The organism is Oryzihumus sp. (genome assembly GCF_036391795.1).
Lineage (GTDB): Bacteria > Actinomycetota > Actinomycetes > Actinomycetales > Dermatophilaceae > Oryzihumus.
Genome location: NZ_DASVZH010000043.1, coordinates 32,263 through 49,715 on the forward strand (window position 1 = coordinate 32,263; position 17,453 = coordinate 49,715).

Here is a 17,453-nt window from a genome sequence, read left to right on the forward strand (position 1 = left end):
TGGCGGCTCAGCCACGCGGGGCGAGGACGTCCTCCAGCACGGCGTCCTCCGGCCCGAGCTCGGCCCAGCTGCCGGTGAACGACAGCACCGCGATCCCCGAGGTGGGCAGGCCGTCGTCCAGGCGCGCCCAGGCGCGCTCCGAGCCTCCCCCACTGACGGCGAGGTCGCCGACCAGGGCCGGTATGCCGGGTGCGTGGCCCACGAGCACGACCACCGTCGCGTCCTCGGGCACCTCCCGCACCACGTCGAGCAGCTCGTCGGAGCTGGCGTCGTAGACGCGCCGGTCGTACCAGACGTCGCCTGCCTCGGCCCCGGCCTCCGCGGCGGTCTCCCACGTCTGGCGGGTGCGCACCGACGGGGAGCAGACCACGAGGTCGGCCACGAGGTCCTGCTCGGCGAACCACTGGCCGACGGCCTCGGCGTCGCGTTGCCCGCGCGGGGACAGCGGGCGTTCCATGTCAGGCGTCCCCCCGCCGTGCTCGGCCTTGGAGTGGCGCAGCAGGATCAACGTTCGGTCTGCGACGGTCACCCTCCGAGGATCCCGAAGCAACCGCCGACGCGCCAGTGGTTCACAGCACCAGCTCGGGCTTGACCCGGGCCGCGGTCCACACCCGGGCGCGCCGGGCGGTCGCGCTGGACCCGGCGAGCGCCAGCAGGAGGTAGGCCAGGAGCACCGCGACGTCCCGGCCCACGGAGGTGAGGGACCCGCCGTACATGAGGTGCCGCAGGCCGTCGATGGCGTAGCCCATCGGCAGCACGTGGTGCAGGGCGTGCAGCGGCAGGGGCAGCGTCTGCCAGGGGAAGGTGCCGCCGGAGCTGACCAGCTGGAGCACCAGGAGCACCAGGCCGAGGAACTTGCCGACCGACCCCAGCCGCGCGGCGAGCAGGTGCAGGATCGCCACGAAGGTCGCCGAGGTGAGCAGGGCCAGGCCGACGACCCCGAGCGGGTGCGCGGCGTGCAGGTCGATGCCGAGGAACACCACGGCGAGCACGACGGCCACCTGGGCCGCACCGATGACCACTGTCGGCAGCCAGCCGCCGAGCGCGACCCGCCACGCGGGCTGGCCGGCGACCATCGCCCGGGTGGACAGCGGGCGCACGAGCAGGAACATCACATAGGCGCCGATCCACAGGGCCAGGCACAGGAAGAACGGGGCGAGCCCGGCGCCGTAGCTCCCGGCGCTGGCCTGGCTGGTGTTGCGCACGCCCACGGGGTCGCCGATGGTCTGGGCGATGGCCTTGCGGTTGGCGGCGCTGGGGTCGGGGATCGACCGCAGCCCCTGGGCCAGACCGGTGTGCAGCCGGTCCGCGCCGTCGCGCAGCGTGCTGAGGCCGCCGTGCAGCCTGTCGGCGCCGGACCGCAGCTGCTGCGCTCCGTCGAGGGCCTGGCGCTGGCCGGACTGGAGCCGGTGCGCGCCGGTGGAGAGCTGGTCCAGCCCGCCGGCCAGGGACGAGGCGCCGCGGTGCGCCTGCGCGGCCCCGGTCGAGGCCTGGTGGATGCCGGAGTGCAGCGGCCCGGCGGCGTCGGCGAGCCGGCGCGCGCCCGCCGCCACCTGGTTGGACCCGTCGGAGAGCGCGGTGAACTGGCCGGTCGCCTGCTGCACGCGGGTGTTGGCGTCGCTCACCGGCGCGCTGAGCCGGCTGGTCACGGCGAGGACCTGCGCGACCTGGGCATCGTCAAGCCCCTGCGCCCGCAGCGCGGCGGCCAGGGTGCCGTTCGTCCCGCTCACCGAGTCGGCGAGGCGCTGCGAGGCCGCGGCGACGTCGCGGGCGCCGGCCGCCATCCGCGCGTTGCCGTCGGCCACCTGCTGCGCACCGTCGGCCAGTGCCCGGGTCTGCGCGGGCAGGGACGCGGTCTGCCGATCCATCGTGGCGAGGCCGTCGGCCAGCCGCCCGGTGCCGTCGCTGAGCCGGTGCGCACCGCTGTCCGCCCGGTCGATGCCGGTGGCGAGCCTGTCGGTGCCGGAGACCAGGTCCCGCTCGCCGGCGACCAGGCGGCCGGCGCCGCCCGCGAGGTCGGCCGAGCCCTGCTCGGCGGTGCCGAGCCCGTCCGCAAGCCGGCCGGCGCCGGCGCTGGCCTGCTCGACCTTGTCGTGGATCGTGGAGAAGCCCAGCAGCAGCTGGTTGGCCGCGGTCGAGCTGACCTTCTCGGCGACGGACTTCGTCACCTGCGCCACGACGTTGTTGGCGATCGTGTGCGCGAGGTAGTTGTTGGCGTCGTTGGTCTCGATCTCCAGCTGCGCCTGCCGGGGGTGGAACTCGGCACTGGAGGCCAGGGCGGCGGAGAAGTCGCGCGGCACGATGAGGGCGAAGTCGTAGCGGTCCTCGGCCACCCCGCGCACGGCCTCCGCCCGGGAGACCCGATGCCAGTCGAAGCTGCGCGAGGCGACGAGGTCATGGCCCACCTGCGGGCCGGCGTCGAGCCGCTCGCCGTTGGCCAGGGTGGTGCCGGCGTCCTCGACGACCACGGCGGCAGGAACCCGGCGCAGCCCGCCGTACGGGTCCTTGTTGGCGTAGAGGTAGAGCCCGGCGTAGATCGTGGGGACGAGCACCACCGCGGCGAGCGCCATCCGCGGCAGCTTGCCGGAGGTGAGGCGGCGCAGCTCGTTGAGGGCGAGGCGCAGGGCAGTCATGCGGAGGCTCCCAGCTCGTGGTGGACGGGGTGGCGCAACAGGCGGGCCGAGGCGTGGGTGCACTGCACGACGACCGCGAGGCCGCGGGCAGCGAGCCCGTGGGCGACCGACCACCATGCGAACGGGTCGCCGCCGAAGCGGTCGGGGTTGGCCAGGACGAGCGCCTCCACCCCCGGGCGGCTGCCGGCGAGCTCGGCCAGCCAGGCGGTGCGCAGCCCCGCCGGCACGTGCTCCCAGCGCTCCCCCACCAGCTCGCCCGCCTCGTGCTGTCCGAGGAAGGCCAGGACGTCGCGCCGGCGCGCCGGCCGACCCGCGAGAGCGAGCTCCTCGGCGAGGACGGCGCTCACCGGCAGCCCGCCGTCGGGCTCGCTGACCCCGGCCAGGTCCACCAGGGCGACGGCCCGCTGGAGCCGCACCCGGTCATCGGCGCCGTCGACGAGCACCCGACCCGCGGCCGGGACCATGCGTCCCGCGATGGCCAGGGCCAGGCCCACGTGTCCGTATCCCGGGTCCCCGGCCACCAGGGTCACCTCACCGCTGCGCGCCTCCAGCGAGGTCGGCAGCAGCAGCGGGGCGTGGCTGCCGGCCAGCTCGACGTCCTCGACGTGGATGTGCACGTCGCACCACCCATCCGTTTCGATACAGATATGTATTCAATACGCAAGTGTATTCTCTCGTCATGACGCGAGCGACCGGCCCGGGCGTGACCTCCCCCACCACAGCCGGCTCCGCGGCGCCGCGGACCGCCCGGCGTGAGGCCACCCGGGCCCGGCTGCTCAGGGCGGCCACCGAGGTCTTCGCCGACCGTGGCTTCCACGGCGCCAGCGTCGAGGACATCTGCGAGCGGGCCGGCTTCACCCGCGGGGCCTTCTACTCCAACTTCGGCTCCAGGGACGACCTCGTCCTGGCGCTGTACGAGCAGCACGTGGCCCGGCTCGCAGAACGGGTGGAACAGCTCGCAGCGCGGGAGTCGGCCGACCCCGAGACCATCCTCGAAGGGGTCTTCGACGTCTGGGCGGAGAGTCCGCAGGCCCAGGAGCAGTGGTTCCTCCTGCAGACCGAGTTCACCCTCCACGCGATCCGCGACAAGGAGGCCGGCAAGGCCTGGGCCCGACAGCAGGCACAGGTCCGTCGCCAGCTGGCCCGCCTCGTGCGGCGCATCGCGCAGGAGCACGGGGTCGAGCTCTCGGTGACGCCGGAGGAGTTCGTGCGGCTCGCGCTGGCGGTCTACCAGGGCGGCATGGCCCAGCACCTGCTCGAACCCCGGCAGGTGCCGCGTGGCAGCCTCGAGCGGCGCTTCCTGCCGCTGGTCCTGGCGGCCGTCTCGGAGGGACCGGCCGAGGGCTGACCCACCGGGACCTTCGGTGGGAACCGGGGGCGACCGGCCGCCGGATACTGGGCCTCGTGGTGCACCGCGTCACGACCCGGGCAGTCTCGGTGGGGAACGACGTCACCCTCGAGGCTGACGTCTCGCTGCCCGACCGGGCGACGGGAGTGGTGATGTTCGCCCACGGCAGCGGCAGCAGCCGGCACAGCCCGCGCAACCGGCAGGTCGCGAGGGCGCTGCAGGACCGCGGGCTCGCCACCGTGCTGCTCGACCTGCTCACCGAGGACGAGGAGCGGGTCGACTCACGCGACGGCAGCTACCGGTTCGACATCCCCCTGCTGGCGCACCGGCTCTCCGGCGCCGCCCGCTGGGTCGGCCGGCAGCCCGTGCTCGGCACGCTGGCGCTGGGCCTCTTCGGCGCGAGCACCGGGGCGGCCGCCGCACTCATCGCCGCCGCCGGGTCCCCGGCGGTCCGGGCGGTCGTCTCCCGGGGCGGGCGGGTCGACCTGGCCGGGGAGGCGCTCGGGGCGGTCAGCTGCCCCGTGCTGCTCCTCGTCGGCGCCCATGACGAGGTCGTGCTGCGGCTCAACCGGCGCGCCCTCGCCGCCCTGCCCCGGGCCGACCTGGTGGTCGTGCCGGGCGCGACGCACCTGTTCGAGGAGCCGGGAACACTGGAGCAGGTGGCCGACCACGCCGCGACGTGGTTCGTCACCCACCTCGTGGCCCCGGCGGAGTGACTCAGCCGCCGGAGACCGACGGCAGGATGTGGATGACACCGCCGGCGCGCACCGGGGTGTCCTGACCCGCGTCGAACCGGACGTCGCGGCCGTCGAGGAAGACGTTGACGTGACGACGCATCGCGCCGGTCTCGTCGCGCACCCGGGCGCCCAGCAGCGGCCGGTCGGCCAGCGCCCGGTCGAGCACGTCCCGGACGACGGCGCCCTCCTCGCAGGGGACGTCGAGCTCGGCCTGCCCGCCGGCGAGCTCGCGCAGCACGCCGGGCAGGACCACCCGCACGTCGGGGCTCACGGCAGGTCCACCGCCCGCACGCACAGCACGTCGGGCAGCTGCTCGGCGATCCGGGTGAACGAGGCCCCGCCATCGGTGGAGGCGTAGACGTCGCCATTGCGCGTGCCGAAGTAGAAGCCGGTGTCCTCCTGGGAGTCGACGCCGGACGCGTCGCGCAGGACGCAGGTCCACGACGGCTGCGGCAGGCCGGAACGGTGGACCTGCCAGGTCCGGCCGGCGTCGGTGGTGTGCTGCACCTGCAGCTCGCCGTGCGGTGGCACGTGCTCACGGTCGGAGGTGATCGGCACGACCCAGACGCTGTCGCCGCGGTGCGGGTGGGCCTGCATGACGAAGCCGAAGTCGGTGGGCAGCCCCTCCGCGATCGACTCCCACGAGGTGCCGTCGTCGTCGGATCGGTAGACCCCGTGATGGTTCTGCGCGTAGAGGCGCGAGGGCTCGGCGGCGTCGCGGGCCACCTTGTGGACGCACTGGCCGAACTCGGGGAACGGGTCGGGGTAGAAGGACGCCTTGATCCCGCGGTTGCTGGCCTCCCACGTGCGCCCGGCGTCGGCGGTGCGGTAGACCCCGCCGGTGCTCATGGCCACGAGCATGGACTCGGCGGAGCGTGGGTCGGGCAGGATCGTGTGGATGGCCCCGCCGCCTGCGCCCTCACCCCACTCAGGGCGGTGCGGGTGGTCCCACAGGCCGCGCACCAGCTCGAAGGTGCGCCCGCCGTCGTCGCTGCGCCACAGGCCGTGGGGCTCGGTGCCGGCCCAGACCACGTCGGCGTCGTGCGGGTCGGGGACCAGCTGCCAGACCCGGGCGAGCGCCGCGCCGGTGGCCTCGGGGAAGCGGATCGCACCCTCCGGCGTCTCGTCCCAGGACCGGCCGCCGTCCTCGCTACGCATCACGGTCGGCCCCCAGTGCTCCGAGCGCACGCCCACCAGGACGCGGTCCCGCCCCTCGCGCGTGTCGAAGGCGATGCTCGGCACCTCGCGCATCATGAACTGCGGCCCCTCCAGGGACCACGTCCGCCTGTCCTCACTGCGCGCCAGCCAGAGCCCCTTGCGCGTCCCGATCCCCACCACAGTCTGCGTCATGTCTCGCAGTCTGGACCGCGGGACCGACAGCGGCAACGGGTTCAGCCGGTGTGGACCACGTTCAGCAGCGGCCGGCCGCCGACGAAGGCGGAGAGCTGCTCACGCAGCAGACGTGCCGCCCTCGGGGCGAAGGCGTCGGTGGCACCGCCGACGTGTGGGCTGATCAGCACGCCCGGGGCCTGCCAGAGCGGGTGGTCGCCGGGCAACGGCTCGGGGTCGGTGACGTCGAGGGCGGCCCGCACCCGGCCCTCCTGCAGGGCGGAGACGAGGGCGTCGGTGTCGACCACCTTGCCGCGAGCCACGTTGACCAGCAGCGCACCGGGCTTCATCGCGGCGAGGAAGCCGGCGTCCACCAGGCCCGTGGTCGCCTCGGTGAGCGGCACGATGACCACGACCACGTCCTGCTGGGGCAGCAGGTCGGGGAGCTCGTCGATGCCGTGCACGCTCGGGACGAGCTCGTCGCCGGCCCGGGCGCGGGAGGCGACCGCGGTCAGGCTGACCTCGAACGGCGCCATCCGGCGAGCGACGGCATGCCCGATCGAGCCGTAGCCGAGGACCAGGACCTTCTTGTCGGCCAGCGAGCCGCGGATCGTCGTGGGCAGCCACTGCGAGCGCGCCTGGGCCGCCACGAACTCCGGCAGGCCACGCTCGGCGGCCAGGGTGAGGCCCACGGCGAGCTCGGCGGTGGAGGCGTCGTGCACCCCGGCGGCGTTGGCCAGCTGCACCCCCGGCCCGACGTGCGGCAGGGCGTCGTCGTAGCCCGCCGTCAGCAGCTGCACGAGACGCAGCCGGGGCAGTTCACGCAGGTCGCGCAGGTGCTCGCGCGCCCCGAGGTAGGGCGGCACCACCAGCTCGAGCTCGTCGGCGCGCGGCGCGGGGCCGGTCATGTCCCAGTGGACGACCTCGACCCCGGCCAGCGCGCCGACCAGACCCGACCATGTCGCGTCGGGCAGGGAGATGACGGGCATGCGCCCGACGTTACCGGCCCTGCTTGCCCTCGAACTGCTCGAGGTGACGGCGGGCGGCCCGCTCCGACAGGGCGAAGCGCACCCGCGGGTGACGGGGGACCTGCAGGCGCGGGGTGCAGGTGGTGGCGTCGGTGGTGGGGGCCGCATAGATTCGGGTCGGGGTGGCGTTCATGGTCACAGCGGCCTCCTGGGGTCGTCAGATCGCGGGTGCCGACGAGTCGGTCCCGCGATGAGCAAGGGGGTTGGCCAGCAACGCTGCTCGCGTGCTGTCCATGGTGTTCAAGGCGCCAGGGCGCGCTGGTATTCCCCGACTGCGAGAATCAGTGCCATGCGGGCGACCGCGGCGGTGCTCGTCGCGACGGCGGTGGCCCTGGCCGGGTGCACCTCGGGCACCCCGGCCGGGCCTGTGGTCTCCAGCGCCCCGACGGCCGCAGGAACCTCCCCCGCACCGGCGTCGCCGCCACCTCCTGCGACGACCTCGCCGCCCTCACCGACCCCGTCCCCGGTCAGCACGACGACGACGGTGGCCACGGGGCTGTCCGTGCCCTGGGGTCTGGCCCTGCTCGGTGACGGCAGCGCGCTGGTGACCGAACGCGATACCGCCCGCGTGCTGCTGGTCCGGCCGGGCGCGCGTCCGCGCGTCCTCGGCCGGGTGCCCGGGGTCGTCCCTGGCGGGGAGGGTGGGCTCCTCGGTATCGCGCTGTCCCCCCACTTCGCCTCGGACCACCAGCTGTTCGTCTACACGACAGCCGCCGGGGACAACCGTGTGCTCCGGATGTCGTTGCGCGACAACGTCCTTCGCGCGGAACGAGTCATCCTCAGCGGCATCCCGAAGGCCGGCAACCACAACGGCGGACGGCTGGCGTTCGGCCCGGACGGCTACCTCTACGTCACCACCGGCGATGCCGGGATCCGGCCCAACGCGCAGGACCGCGGCTCCCTGGGCGGGAAGATCCTGCGGGTCACCGCCGACGGCGCACCGGCGCCCGGCAACCCGTTCCCGGGGTCGCCGGTGTGGACCCTGGGCCACCGCAACGTGCAGGGCATCGCCTGGGACGCGCACGGGCGGATGTACGCCAGCGAGTTCGGGCAGGACACCTGGGACGAGCTCAACCTCATCCGGCCGGGCGCCAACTACGGGTGGCCGCTGGTGGAGGGCATCGGCCACCGCGCCGGCTTCGTGGACCCGCTGGTGCAGTGGCCCACCGACGACGCCTCCCCCAGCGGGCTGGCGATCGGGGCCGACGGCGCGGCGTACCTCGCGGCGCTGCGCGGGGAGTGCCTGTGGCGGGTGCCGCTCGACGGCGGCACGTCCGCGGGACAGCCGCGCCGGCTGCTCTACCGCAGCTACGGGCGCCTGCGCACGGTCGTCTCCGCGCCCGACGGGCGGCTGTGGCTGGTCACCAGCAACACCTTCCGTGGCACCCCTCGGCCCGGGGACGACCGCATCGTCATCCTCCCGACCGACTGGTTCCGCCAGGCGCTGCCGTGAGGGCACGGCGGGAGCCTCACCGGCGCAGGGTACGAGCCGCACCGACGCCACTGTTCTGCCACCGTCCCCGGCTGGTGAAGGTCGCCCCGTCGAGCCCACCGTGAAGTCTGAGGCCACGGCGGCGGGGGCAAGCCGGGACCCGCCGTGCCGATCGCTGAGGAGGCCGGGGCAGTGGCTCGCCGGGCCGTCAAGGGAGCGTGCGAGCAGGCCCAAGAGCAACTGCCCCGGCCGACGACCCAAGTGGTCGTCGTCCGGGGCAGCATCCGAGGACGATCAGGAGACCCCGAGCTTCTCCAGGATCAGCGTGCGGACCTTGGCCGCGTCGGCCTGGCCCTTCATCTCCTTCATGACCTGGCCGATCAGCGCGCCGGCGGCCTGGACCTTGCCGTCGCGGATCTTGGCGGCCACGTCCGGGTTCGCCGCGATCACGGTGTCGACCGCCGCGCCGAGCGCGCCGTCGTCGCTGACGAGCTGCAGCCCGCGCGCGTCGGCCACCTCGGTCGGCGTGCCCTCGCCGGCGATGACACCCTCGAGGACCTGACGGGCCATCGAGTCGTTGAGCCGGCCGGAGGCCACGAGTCCGTCGAGCTCGGCGATGTGCGCCGGTGTGACGCCGAAGTCGGCCACGTCACGGCCCTCGGCGTTGGCGCGACGGGCCAGCTCACCGGACCACCACTTGCGCGCCCCGGACGGCGACGCCCCGGCGTCCACGGTCTCCTCGATGAGCTCGACCGCACCGGCGTTGACGACGTCACGCATCTCCAGGTCTGAGAAGCCCCAGTCGCCCTGAAGCCGGCGACGGCGCTGGGCCGGCGGCTCGGGCAGCGTCTCGCGCAGGTCCTCGACCAGCTCGCGGGTCGGGGCGACCGGCACCAGGTCGGGCTCGGGGAAGTAGCGGTAGTCCTCGGCGTCGGACTTCACGCGGCCCGAGGTGGTGACGCCGGTGTCCTCGTGCCAGTGCCTCGTCTCCTGGGTGATGGAGCCGCCACCGGTCAGGATCGCCGCCTGGCGGGTGATCTCGTAGCGCACCGCGCGCTCCACCGAGCGCAGCGAGTTGACGTTCTTGGTCTCGGTGCGGGTGCCGAAGGGCACGGCCTGCTGGTCGTCGGCCCTGGCCCGCAGCGAGACGTTGGCGTCGCAGCGCAGCGAGCCCTGCTCCATGCGCACGTCGCTGACGTGCAGCGCCCGCAGCAGGTCGCGCAGGGTGGCGACGTAGGCACGGGCCACCTCCGGGGCCCGCTCCCCCGCGCCGACCAGCGGCTTGGTGACGATCTCGATCAGGGGGATGCCGGCCCGGTTGTAGTCGACCAGGGAGTACTCGGCGCCGTGGATGCGGCCGGTGGCGCCACCGACGTGCAGCGACTTGCCGGTGTCCTCCTCCATGTGGGCGCGCTCGATCTCCACGCGGTACGTCGTGCCGTCCTCGAGCTCCACGTCCAGGTAGCCGTTGAAGGCGATCGGCTCGTCGTACTGCGAGGTCTGGAAGTTCTTCGGCATGTCCGGGTAGAAGTAGTTCTTCCGGGCGAACCGGCACCACTCGGCGATCTCGCAGTTCAGCGCCAGGCCGATGCGGATCGCCGACTCCACGGCCTTGTCGTTGACGACCGGCAGGGCGCCGGGCAGGCCGAGGCAGACCGGACAGACCTGGGAGTTGGGCTCGGCACCGAACTCGGTGGCGCAGCCACAGAACATCTTGGTCGCGGTGTTGAGCTCGACGTGGACCTCGAGGCCCATCACCGGGTCGAAGGAGGCCAGCGCCTCGGCGTAGTCGAGGACCGGCTCGGCAGCGGTGGTGGTGGTCATGCGCGCGCCTCCTTGGCGACGGCGGAGGTCAGGTCGGCGAGGTCGGGGGCCTGCGCGAGCAGGTGCCCGCCCCAGCGGTCGGAGAGCATGCCCTCGAGCGCCGCGCCCACGCCGTACAGGCGCTCGTCCTGGGTGGCCGGGGCGAGGATCTGGATGCCGGTGGGCAGCCCGTCCTCGGGGGCCAGGCCGCTGGGCAGCGACATGCCGGGCACGCCGGCGAGGTTGGCCGGGATGGTCGCGATGTCGTTGAGGTACATCGCCATCGGGTCCTCGAGCTTCTCCCCGATCTTGAACGCGGTGGTCGGCGCGGTCGGCGAGACGAGCACGTCGACCTTCTCGAACGCGGCGGCGAAGTCACGCGAGATCAGCGTGCGGACCTTCTGCGCCTGCCCGTAGTAGGCGTCGTAGTAGCCGCTGGACAGCGCATAGGTGCCCAGGATGATGCGTCGCTTGACCTCGTCGCCGAAGCCGGCCTCGCGGGTGGCCGCCATGACCTGCTCGGCGCTGGGGTCGTCGACCCCCTCCGGCAGCACGCGCAGGCCGTAGCGCATCGCGTCGAACTTGGCCAGGTTGGAGGACGCCTCGCTGGGCAGGATGAGGTAGTAGGCCGCGAGGGCGTACTCGAAGTGCGGGCAGGAGACCTCGACGACCTCGGCCCCGGCGTCGACCAGCAGCTGCACGGACTCCTCGAAGCGCTGGCGGACGCCGGCCTGGTAGCCCTCGCCGCCGAGCTCCTTGACCACGCCGATGCGCATGCCCTTGACGTCGGCGCGACGCGCCGCCTCCAGGACGGGCGGCACCGGGGCGTCGATCGAGGTGGAGTCCATCGGGTCGTGCCCGCCGATGACCGAGTGCAGCAGCGCCGCGTCGAGCACAGTACGGGTGCAGGGGCCGGCCTGGTCGAGGCTGCTGGCCAGCGCGATGAGGCCGTAGCGGGAGACGCCGCCGTAGGTCGGCTTGGTGCCCACGGTGCCGGTGACCGCCGCCGGCTGGCGGATCGAGCCACCGGTGTCGGTGCCGATCGCCAGCGGCGCCTCGAACGCGGCGACGGCCGCCGAGGAGCCACCACCGGAGCCGCCGGGGATGCGGTCGAGGTCCCACGGGTTGCGCGAGGGGCCGTAGGCCGAGTGCTCGGTGGAGGAGCCCATGGCGAACTCGTCCAGGTTGGTCTTGCCCAGGATCGGCATGCCCGCCGCCTTGAGCTTGCTGACCAGGGTGGCGTCGTACGGCGGGACCCAGCCCTCGAGGATCCTGGAGCCGGCCGTGGTCGGCAGGCCCTTGGTGGCCACGACGTCCTTGACCGCGATCGGCACGCCGGCGAGGACGTGCAGGTCCTCCCCCGCGGCGCGGCGCTGGTCGATGTCCTTCGCGGCGGCGAGCGCGCCGTCGGTGTCCACGTGCAGGAAGGCATGGACGGCGCCGTCGACGGCGGCGATCCGGTCGAGGTGGGCCTGGGTGGCCTCGACCGCGCTGATGTCCTTGCGGGAGAGCGCGTCCGCCAGCTCGGCGGCGCTCGCGCGGGTGATGTCGGAAGTCACGGTGAACCTTTGGTCAGGATGCGGCAGACGGTCTCGGGCAGGGGCGGCACGCGGGGCACCGCCGCCGCGTCAGTCCTCGTCGAGGATGCGCGGCACGGAGAAGCGCTGCTGCTCCGCGGCGGGCGCGCCGGCGAGGGCCACGTCGGCCCCGAGGCTCGGGCGCACCTCGTCCCGCCGCGTGACGTTGGTCAGCGGCAGGGGGTGGGACGTCGGCGGGATGTCGTCGGCAGCAACCTCGCCCACGCGGGCGACCGAGTCGAGGATGACCGCCAGCTCGCCGGCCATCTTGTCGAGCTCGGCGTCGCTGAGGTTGATGCGCGCGAGCATGGCCAGATGGGCGACCTCGTCGCGGGTGAGAGCGGACATGGGCCTCAGTCTAGGGGGCGGCCGCGCGCCGTCCTGCGGGTGCACGGGGCATGGACCGGCCGGTATGCCGGGTGGCCGCCACGCCCCCCGGCCCACCTGGGGGCGCGGCGCCACACCGGCGCGAGGAGAGGCGGCCCGGCCGGGCGCGTCAGTCGGCGCTGCCGGTCTCCAGCAGCCGGCGGAACCCGGCCTCGTCGAGGATGGTCAGCCCCAGCTCCTGGGCCTTGTCGGCCTTGGACCCGGCGTTCTCGCCGACGACGACGTAGTCGGTCTTCTTGGACACCGACCCGGCCGCCTTGCCGCCGCGGGCCAGGATCGCCTCCTTGGCCTCGTCGCGGGAGAACCCCTCCAGCGACCCGGTGACCACGATGGTCAGGCCGGCGAGCGTCCTGGGCGTGGACTCGTCGACCTCGTCGGCCATGCGCACGCCGGCCTTGGCCCACTTGTCGACGATGGCGACGTGCCAGTCGACGGTGAACCACTCGGTGACCGCCTCCGCGATGACCGGACCGACGCCCTCGACCCCGGCGAGCTCCTCCAGCCCGGCGGTGCGGATGGCGTCCAGGGAACCGAAGTGGCCGGCCAGCGCCCGGGCCGCGGTCGGCCCGACGTGGCGGATCGACAAGGCGACGAGCACCCGCCACAGCGGCTGGGCCTTGGCGGCCTCGAGGTTGGCGACCAGGCGCTTGCCGTTGGCCGAGAGCACCCGGGCGCCCTCGGGGTCGCCCTCGACCTCGCCCTTCTTCGCGGCACGGGTGTAGAGCGGGACCCGGGCGATGTCGTCCTCGGTCAGGGAGAAGATGTCGCCCTCGTCGGCGATGACGCCGGACTCCAGCAGTGCGATGGCGCCCTCCCAGCCGAGCGCCTCGATGTCGAACGCGCCGCGGCCGGCCATGCCGAAGACCCGCTCGCGCAGCTGCGCGGGGCAGTACTGGCTGTTGGGGCAGCGGATGTCCTTGTCGCCCTCCTTCTGCGGGGCGAGCTCGGTGCCGCACTCGGGGCAGTGCGTCGGCATGACGAACTCCCGCTCGGTGCCGTCGCGCAGGTCGACCACGGGTCCGACGATCTCGGGGATGACGTCGCCGGCCTTGCGCAGCACGACCGTGTCGCCGATGAGCACGCCCTTGCGCTTGACCTCGAAGGCGTTGTGCAGCGTGGCCATCTCGACGGTGGAGCCGCTCACCTTGACCGGGGTCATCACGCCGAATGGGGTGACCCGGCCGGTGCGCCCGACGTTGACCCGGATGTCGAGGAGCTTGGTGTTGACCTCCTCGGGCGGGTACTTGAACGCGATCGCCCACCGAGGTGCCCGGCTGGTCGACCCGAGCCGGCGCTGCACCGACACCTCGTCGACCTTGATGACGATGCCGTCGAGCTCGTGCTCGACCGAGTGGCGGTGCTCGCCGTAGTAGTCGATGTAGTCCTGCACCTCGGGCAGCCCGTCGACGACCTTGTAGCGCTGCGAGACGGGCAGGCCCCAGTCGCGCAGCAGGGCGTAGGCGTCGGACTGCCGCTCGATCTCGAAGCCGTCGCGGGCGCCGATGCCGTGGACCAGCATCTGCAGCGGCCGGGAGGCGGTGACCCGTGGGTCCTTCTGGCGCAGCGAGCCGGCGGCGGCGTTGCGCGGGTTGGCGAACGGCGCCTTGCCGGCCTCGACCAGGCCGGCGTTGAGCTCCTCGAACGCGGCGACGGGGAAGAACACCTCCCCGCGCACCTCCATCCGCTCGGGGTGCCCGTCGCCCTCGAGCGCGTGCGGGACGCCGTCGATGGTGCGCACGTTGTGGGTGACGTCCTCGCCGGTGCGGCCGTCGCCGCGGGTCGCGGCCCGCACCAGCCGGCCGCGCTCGTAGAGCAGGTTGACCGCCAGGCCGTCGATCTTGAGCTCGCACAGCAGGTGGTATGCCGTGCCGGCGTCGCGGTCGACCCGCGCGGCCCACGCGGTGAGCTCCTCGGCACTGAACGCGTTGTCCAGGCTCATCATGCGCTCGAGGTGGTCGACCGCGGTGAACTCGGTGGAGAAGGTGCCGCCCACCTGCTGGGTCGGGCTGTCGGGGGTGCGCAGCTCGGGGTACTGCTCCTCGAGGACCTCCAGCCGGCGCATCAGCGCGTCGTACTCCCCGTCGCTGATGGTCGGGGCGTCGCGCACGTAGTAGGCGAACTGGTGCCCGCGCACCTCCTCCGCGAGCGCGGTCCACTCGTGGCGGGCGTCGTCGGGAACGTCGGTGGGCAGGTCGGTCACAGGCCACATCCTGCCGCACCGGACCGACAACCGGAGGGCGACCGGGCCGGGTCCCACGGGCGCGGTACCGGCTGCCGGACGCACGGGTCGGGCTGTGCTCGGGGTGCGCACAATGTGGGGGTGTCCGACTACACCGTCCGCCGTGCCGAGCCGCGCGACCACGACGCCGTCGGGGCGCTCACCGTGCGGGCCTACGTCGACGACGGGCACATCCCGGCGGACGCGGACTACACGGTGCGCCTGGCCGACGCCGGCGGCCGTTCGCAGGACGCCCTGCTGCTGGTCGCCGTGGACGAGGACGACGAGCCGGTCGGCACGGTGACCTTCGCCGTGGCGGGCAGCCCGATGGCCGAGCTCTCCCGCGAGGGCGAGGCGGAGTTCCGGATGCTCGCGGTCTCACCCCGGGCCCGCGGCCGGGGCGTCGGCGACTCGCTCGTGCGAGCCTGCCTGGACGAGGCCCGCCGGGTCGGCGCCCGCGCCGTGGTGCTCTCCACCCAGCCGGGCATGACCGCCGCCCACCGCATCTACGAGCGGCACGGCTTCCGCCGCACCCCCGAGCGGGACTGGTCCCCCGTCCCCGGCGTGGACCTGCTGGCCTACCGCCTCGACCTCTGAGCTGAGCGGTCGTCGCCCGCGCGATGCACACGCCCAGCCCACGAATCATGCTTGAAGTGCAAGTAGCCGCTTGCCTACGGTGGAGACATGGCGGATGTCTACCGGGCGCTCGACGACGAGACGAGACGGCTGATCCTCGACGTGCTCGTCCGCCATGACGGCCAGAGCCTGTTCGGGCTGTGCTCGATCCTCACCACCCAGCACGGTCTCGGCTCGACCCGGCAGGCGATCTCGCAGCACCTCGCCATCTTGGAGAGCGCCGGCCTGGTGACGACCGAGCGACGGGGCAGGACCAAGCTCCACTACGTCAACGCCGAACCCCTCGCAGTCATCGCCGACCGGTGGCGACTGCCGGAGCGCCGAGAGGACACCCAATGAAGATCCGGCTCACCAGCATCTATGTCGACGACCAGCGAGCCGCTCTCGACTTCTACACGAACGTCCTCGGGTTCACGGTCCACCACGACATCCCCCTCGGTGACAGCTTCTGGCTCACCGTGGTCTCCCCTGAGGACCAGGACGGCCCGCAGCTCCTGCTGGAACCCTCCGACCACCCTGCCGTCCGTCCGTACCGGGAGGCCCTCGCGAACGACGGGATCCCCCTTGCCCAGTTCGCCGTCGACGACGTCGCCGCCGAGCATGACCGCCTCGTGGGCCTCGGGGTCACCTTCACCCAGGCCCCGACCGACATCGGCTCGGCCGTGGTGGCCGTCTTCGACGACACCTGCGGCAACCTCGTCCAGCTCATCACCGAGAAGCGCGACACCCGGGCCGGCGACTGACCGGTGCCCGCCTCCGCGACTCCGTGCTGTGTGCGCTCTCCTGCTCAGGTCGCGGCGGTGACCGGGGGCTTGCGGACCGGGCGCTGGATGAGCACGGCCGCCGAGAGCACGATGGCCGCGCCGAGGGCCTGCGGCCACTGCAGGTGCTCGTGCAGCAGCAGCACGCCGAGCGCCACGGACACGACCGGGATCAGGTAGGTCACGGTCGAGCCCACGGTCGGGCCGGCCGCGCGGACCACGTCGAAGTGGAACGAGTAGGCGATGCCGGTGCCGACCACCCCGAGTGCGGTCACGGCCAGCAGCGGGCCGAGCGCCGCCGACGGGGCCGAGTGCAGCGACCACGGCGTCGCGAGGTGCCCACGGTTCATCAGCCACCACACGAGCAGCACGACCACCATCTGCCCTGAGGCGATGATCAGCTGCGCGGCTGGCTGCGCCAGCCCACCGAGGTCGGCCTTGGCCAGGAACCGCCGGTTGTAGGTCCAGCCGATCCCGTAGGACGCGCCGGCCACCAGGGTCATGCCGAAGCCGATGAGGTCGGGACGACCGGCGGCCTGCCACGGCTGCATGATCACCAGCACGCCAAGGAAGCCGGACAGCACGCCGAGGACCTTGCCCAGCGCGATCCGGTCGGAGGGCAGCAGGAGCAGGGCGAAGAGCACCGTGGCGATCGGCGTGGTCGCGTTGCCGATGCCGGCCAGCGCCGAGCTGACCCGCTCCTCCCCCAGGGCGAACAGGCTGAACGGCAGCGTGCACAGGAAGAACGCCGAGACGAACAGGTGCGCCCAGGTATGCCGTTGGTGCGGCAGCCGCCCGCGCGTCACCAGGAGCAGGACGGTCAGCACGAGCGCCCCGCTGAGGATGCGGAACCCGGAGATCTGCAGCGGCGCCAGGGAGCGCAGCCCCACCTTCATGAACAGGAAGCTCGAGCCCCAGATGACGGACAGGGCCAGGAACTTGGCCTGCCACGGCACCCGGGTGGTCCGGGCCGACGGCGCGTTGGGGCCCGGCAACGGGCGGGTCAGTGCGGTCATGGTGGTCTTCAGCCCCCGGATCTCTCGGTCAGCTCCTGCGCGATGTGCACGGTCGCCCGTTGAACGTCGCGGGCCCCCTGTGGTGTGAGCCCGGCCAGGCCGCACGCCGGGGTGACGGTCACCTCGGCCAGGTCGGACAGCGGCAGCCCCACCCCCCGCCAGGCGGAGACGAGGCGGCTGGTCAGCTCGGTGACCCGCGGCTGCTCGTCGTCGGTGGGCACGAGCCCGGCCCACAGCCCGACGCCGTCCTCGACCGTCGCCGCGATCGACTCCCAGCCGGCGGAGCGCACGAGGGAGGCGTCCAGGGAGATCGCGCGCGCACCGGTCGAGCGCAGCAGCGGCAGCGGCACCGCCGGTGCGCAGCAGTGGATGACGGTGGGCCGCTCCCCCACGGCCGCGAGGACCTCACGCAGCCCGGCTGCGGCGACCTGCGGGTCGACGGCGCGGATCCGGCCGAAGCCGGACACCGTCGGCAGCGACCCGGCCAGCACGCCTGGCAGGCCGGGTTCGTCGACCTGGACCACGAAGGAGGCCCCCGGCACCAGCCG

19 protein-coding genes and 1 pseudogene are annotated in these 17,453 nt (G+C 73.5%); 6 read left to right on the forward strand and 14 right to left on the reverse strand.

The window, feature by feature from the left end; translation table 11 throughout:
* Positions 1–7: 7 nt before the first annotated feature.
* From VF825_RS02555 to VF825_RS02565, 3 genes are read right to left on the reverse strand one after another with little or no spacing between them, the layout of a single operon-like run.
* Positions 8–529: a histidine phosphatase family protein gene (locus VF825_RS02555; RefSeq protein ID WP_331109813.1), complete on the reverse strand. Its 522-nt coding sequence runs from the start codon at positions 527–529 to the stop codon at positions 8–10.
* A 40-nt stretch (positions 530–569) separates the two neighbouring features.
* Positions 570–2,633 (reverse strand): YhgE/Pip domain-containing protein, encoded by a 2,064-nt coding sequence (locus tag VF825_RS02560; protein WP_331109815.1) that lies wholly within the window; start codon positions 2,631–2,633, stop codon positions 570–572.
* A complete protein-coding gene (locus VF825_RS02565; protein WP_331109817.1) occupies positions 2,630–3,250 on the reverse strand; it encodes a hypothetical protein in 621 nt (206 codons plus the stop codon). Before VF825_RS02565 ends, VF825_RS02560 begins: the two co-directional genes overlap by 4 nt.
* A 62-nt stretch (positions 3,251–3,312) precedes the next feature.
* Here VF825_RS02565 and VF825_RS02570 point away from each other — a divergent pair, with 62 nt between their 5' ends.
* On the forward strand, positions 3,313–3,981 hold the full coding sequence (locus tag VF825_RS02570) for a TetR/AcrR family transcriptional regulator (protein ID WP_331109819.1): 669 nt from the start codon (positions 3,313–3,315) through the stop codon (positions 3,979–3,981).
* A 56-nt stretch (positions 3,982–4,037) separates the two neighbouring features.
* Entirely contained in the window at positions 4,038–4,697 is a 660-nt protein-coding gene (locus VF825_RS02575) for a dienelactone hydrolase family protein (RefSeq protein WP_331109821.1), read from the forward strand.
* Position 4,698: 1 nt separating this feature from the next.
* On the opposite strand, the gene VF825_RS02580 is transcribed toward VF825_RS02575, so the two are convergent.
* The 5 genes from VF825_RS02580 to VF825_RS02600 all read right to left on the reverse strand — a co-directional run bounded on the left by VF825_RS02580 (position 4,699) and on the right by VF825_RS02600 (position 7,567).
* Positions 4,699–4,989 (reverse strand): ubiquitin-like small modifier protein 1, encoded by a 291-nt coding sequence (locus VF825_RS02580; RefSeq protein WP_221632528.1) that lies wholly within the window; start codon positions 4,987–4,989, stop codon positions 4,699–4,701.
* Complete coding sequence (locus tag VF825_RS02585; protein WP_331109825.1) at positions 4,986–6,068, reverse strand: exo-alpha-sialidase; 1,083 nt, start codon at positions 6,066–6,068, stop codon at positions 4,986–4,988. Before VF825_RS02585 ends, VF825_RS02580 begins: the two co-directional genes overlap by 4 nt.
* Before the next feature lie 41 nt (positions 6,069–6,109).
* Complete coding sequence (locus VF825_RS02590) at positions 6,110–7,036, reverse strand: 2-hydroxyacid dehydrogenase (RefSeq protein ID WP_331109827.1); 927 nt, start codon at positions 7,034–7,036, stop codon at positions 6,110–6,112.
* Positions 7,037–7,046: 10 nt separating this feature from the next.
* Positions 7,047–7,208, reverse strand: coding sequence for a hypothetical protein (locus tag VF825_RS02595; protein WP_331109829.1), 162 nt, complete (start codon positions 7,206–7,208; stop codon positions 7,047–7,049).
* A 107-nt stretch (positions 7,209–7,315) separates the two neighbouring features.
* On the reverse strand, positions 7,316–7,567 hold the full coding sequence (locus VF825_RS02600) for a hypothetical protein (protein ID WP_331109831.1): 252 nt from the start codon (positions 7,565–7,567) through the stop codon (positions 7,316–7,318).
* Here VF825_RS02600 and VF825_RS02605 point away from each other — a divergent pair.
* The gene (locus VF825_RS02605) at positions 7,560–8,528 is read left to right on the forward strand and encodes a PQQ-dependent sugar dehydrogenase (protein WP_331109833.1); all 969 of its coding nucleotides are present in this window, start codon (positions 7,560–7,562) and stop codon (positions 8,526–8,528) included. The genes VF825_RS02600 and VF825_RS02605 overlap by 8 nt on opposite strands.
* A gap of 273 nt (positions 8,529–8,801) precedes the next feature.
* Here VF825_RS02605 and gatB read toward each other — a convergent pair whose 3' ends face one another.
* The 4 genes from gatB to ligA all read right to left on the reverse strand — a co-directional run bounded on the left by gatB (position 8,802) and on the right by ligA (position 14,483).
* Positions 8,802–10,331, reverse strand: coding sequence for an Asp-tRNA(Asn)/Glu-tRNA(Gln) amidotransferase subunit GatB (gene gatB / locus VF825_RS02610; RefSeq protein ID WP_331109835.1), 1,530 nt, complete (start codon positions 10,329–10,331; stop codon positions 8,802–8,804).
* A complete protein-coding gene (gatA, locus tag VF825_RS02615; RefSeq protein ID WP_331109837.1) occupies positions 10,328–11,869 on the reverse strand; it encodes an Asp-tRNA(Asn)/Glu-tRNA(Gln) amidotransferase subunit GatA in 1,542 nt (513 codons plus the stop codon). The genes gatB and gatA overlap by 4 nt, the downstream gene beginning before the upstream one ends.
* A 69-nt stretch (positions 11,870–11,938) precedes the next feature.
* Positions 11,939–12,235 carry an Asp-tRNA(Asn)/Glu-tRNA(Gln) amidotransferase subunit GatC gene (gene gatC, locus VF825_RS02620; RefSeq protein WP_141789059.1) on the reverse strand — a complete coding sequence of 99 codons (297 nt, stop codon included), beginning with the start codon at positions 12,233–12,235 and terminating at the stop codon, positions 11,939–11,941.
* A 148-nt stretch (positions 12,236–12,383) separates the two neighbouring features.
* The gene (gene ligA, locus VF825_RS02625; RefSeq protein WP_331109841.1) at positions 12,384–14,483 is read right to left on the reverse strand and encodes an NAD-dependent DNA ligase LigA; all 2,100 of its coding nucleotides are present in this window, start codon (positions 14,481–14,483) and stop codon (positions 12,384–12,386) included.
* A 111-nt stretch (positions 14,484–14,594) separates the two neighbouring features.
* On the opposite strand from ligA, the gene VF825_RS02630 reads away from it, so the two are divergent.
* The 3 genes from VF825_RS02630 to VF825_RS02640 all read left to right on the forward strand — a co-directional run bounded on the left by VF825_RS02630 (position 14,595) and on the right by VF825_RS02640 (position 15,871).
* Positions 14,595–15,089, forward strand: coding sequence for a GNAT family N-acetyltransferase (locus VF825_RS02630; RefSeq protein ID WP_331109843.1), 495 nt, complete (start codon positions 14,595–14,597; stop codon positions 15,087–15,089).
* A gap of 87 nt (positions 15,090–15,176) precedes the next feature.
* Positions 15,177–15,467, forward strand: coding sequence for an ArsR/SmtB family transcription factor (locus tag VF825_RS02635; RefSeq protein ID WP_331109845.1), 291 nt, complete (start codon positions 15,177–15,179; stop codon positions 15,465–15,467).
* Positions 15,464–15,871 (forward strand): VOC family protein, encoded by a 408-nt coding sequence (locus VF825_RS02640; RefSeq protein WP_331109848.1) that lies wholly within the window; start codon positions 15,464–15,466, stop codon positions 15,869–15,871. Before VF825_RS02635 ends, VF825_RS02640 begins: the two co-directional genes overlap by 4 nt.
* A 44-nt stretch (positions 15,872–15,915) precedes the next feature.
* On the opposite strand, the gene VF825_RS02645 is transcribed toward VF825_RS02640, so the two are convergent.
* On the reverse strand, positions 15,916–16,905 hold the full coding sequence (locus VF825_RS02645) for a DMT family transporter (protein WP_331109850.1): 990 nt from the start codon (positions 16,903–16,905) through the stop codon (positions 15,916–15,918).
* A gap of 8 nt (positions 16,906–16,913) precedes the next feature.
* Positions 16,914–17,453: pseudogene (locus VF825_RS02650) on the reverse strand (methionine synthase); the annotation flags it as partial.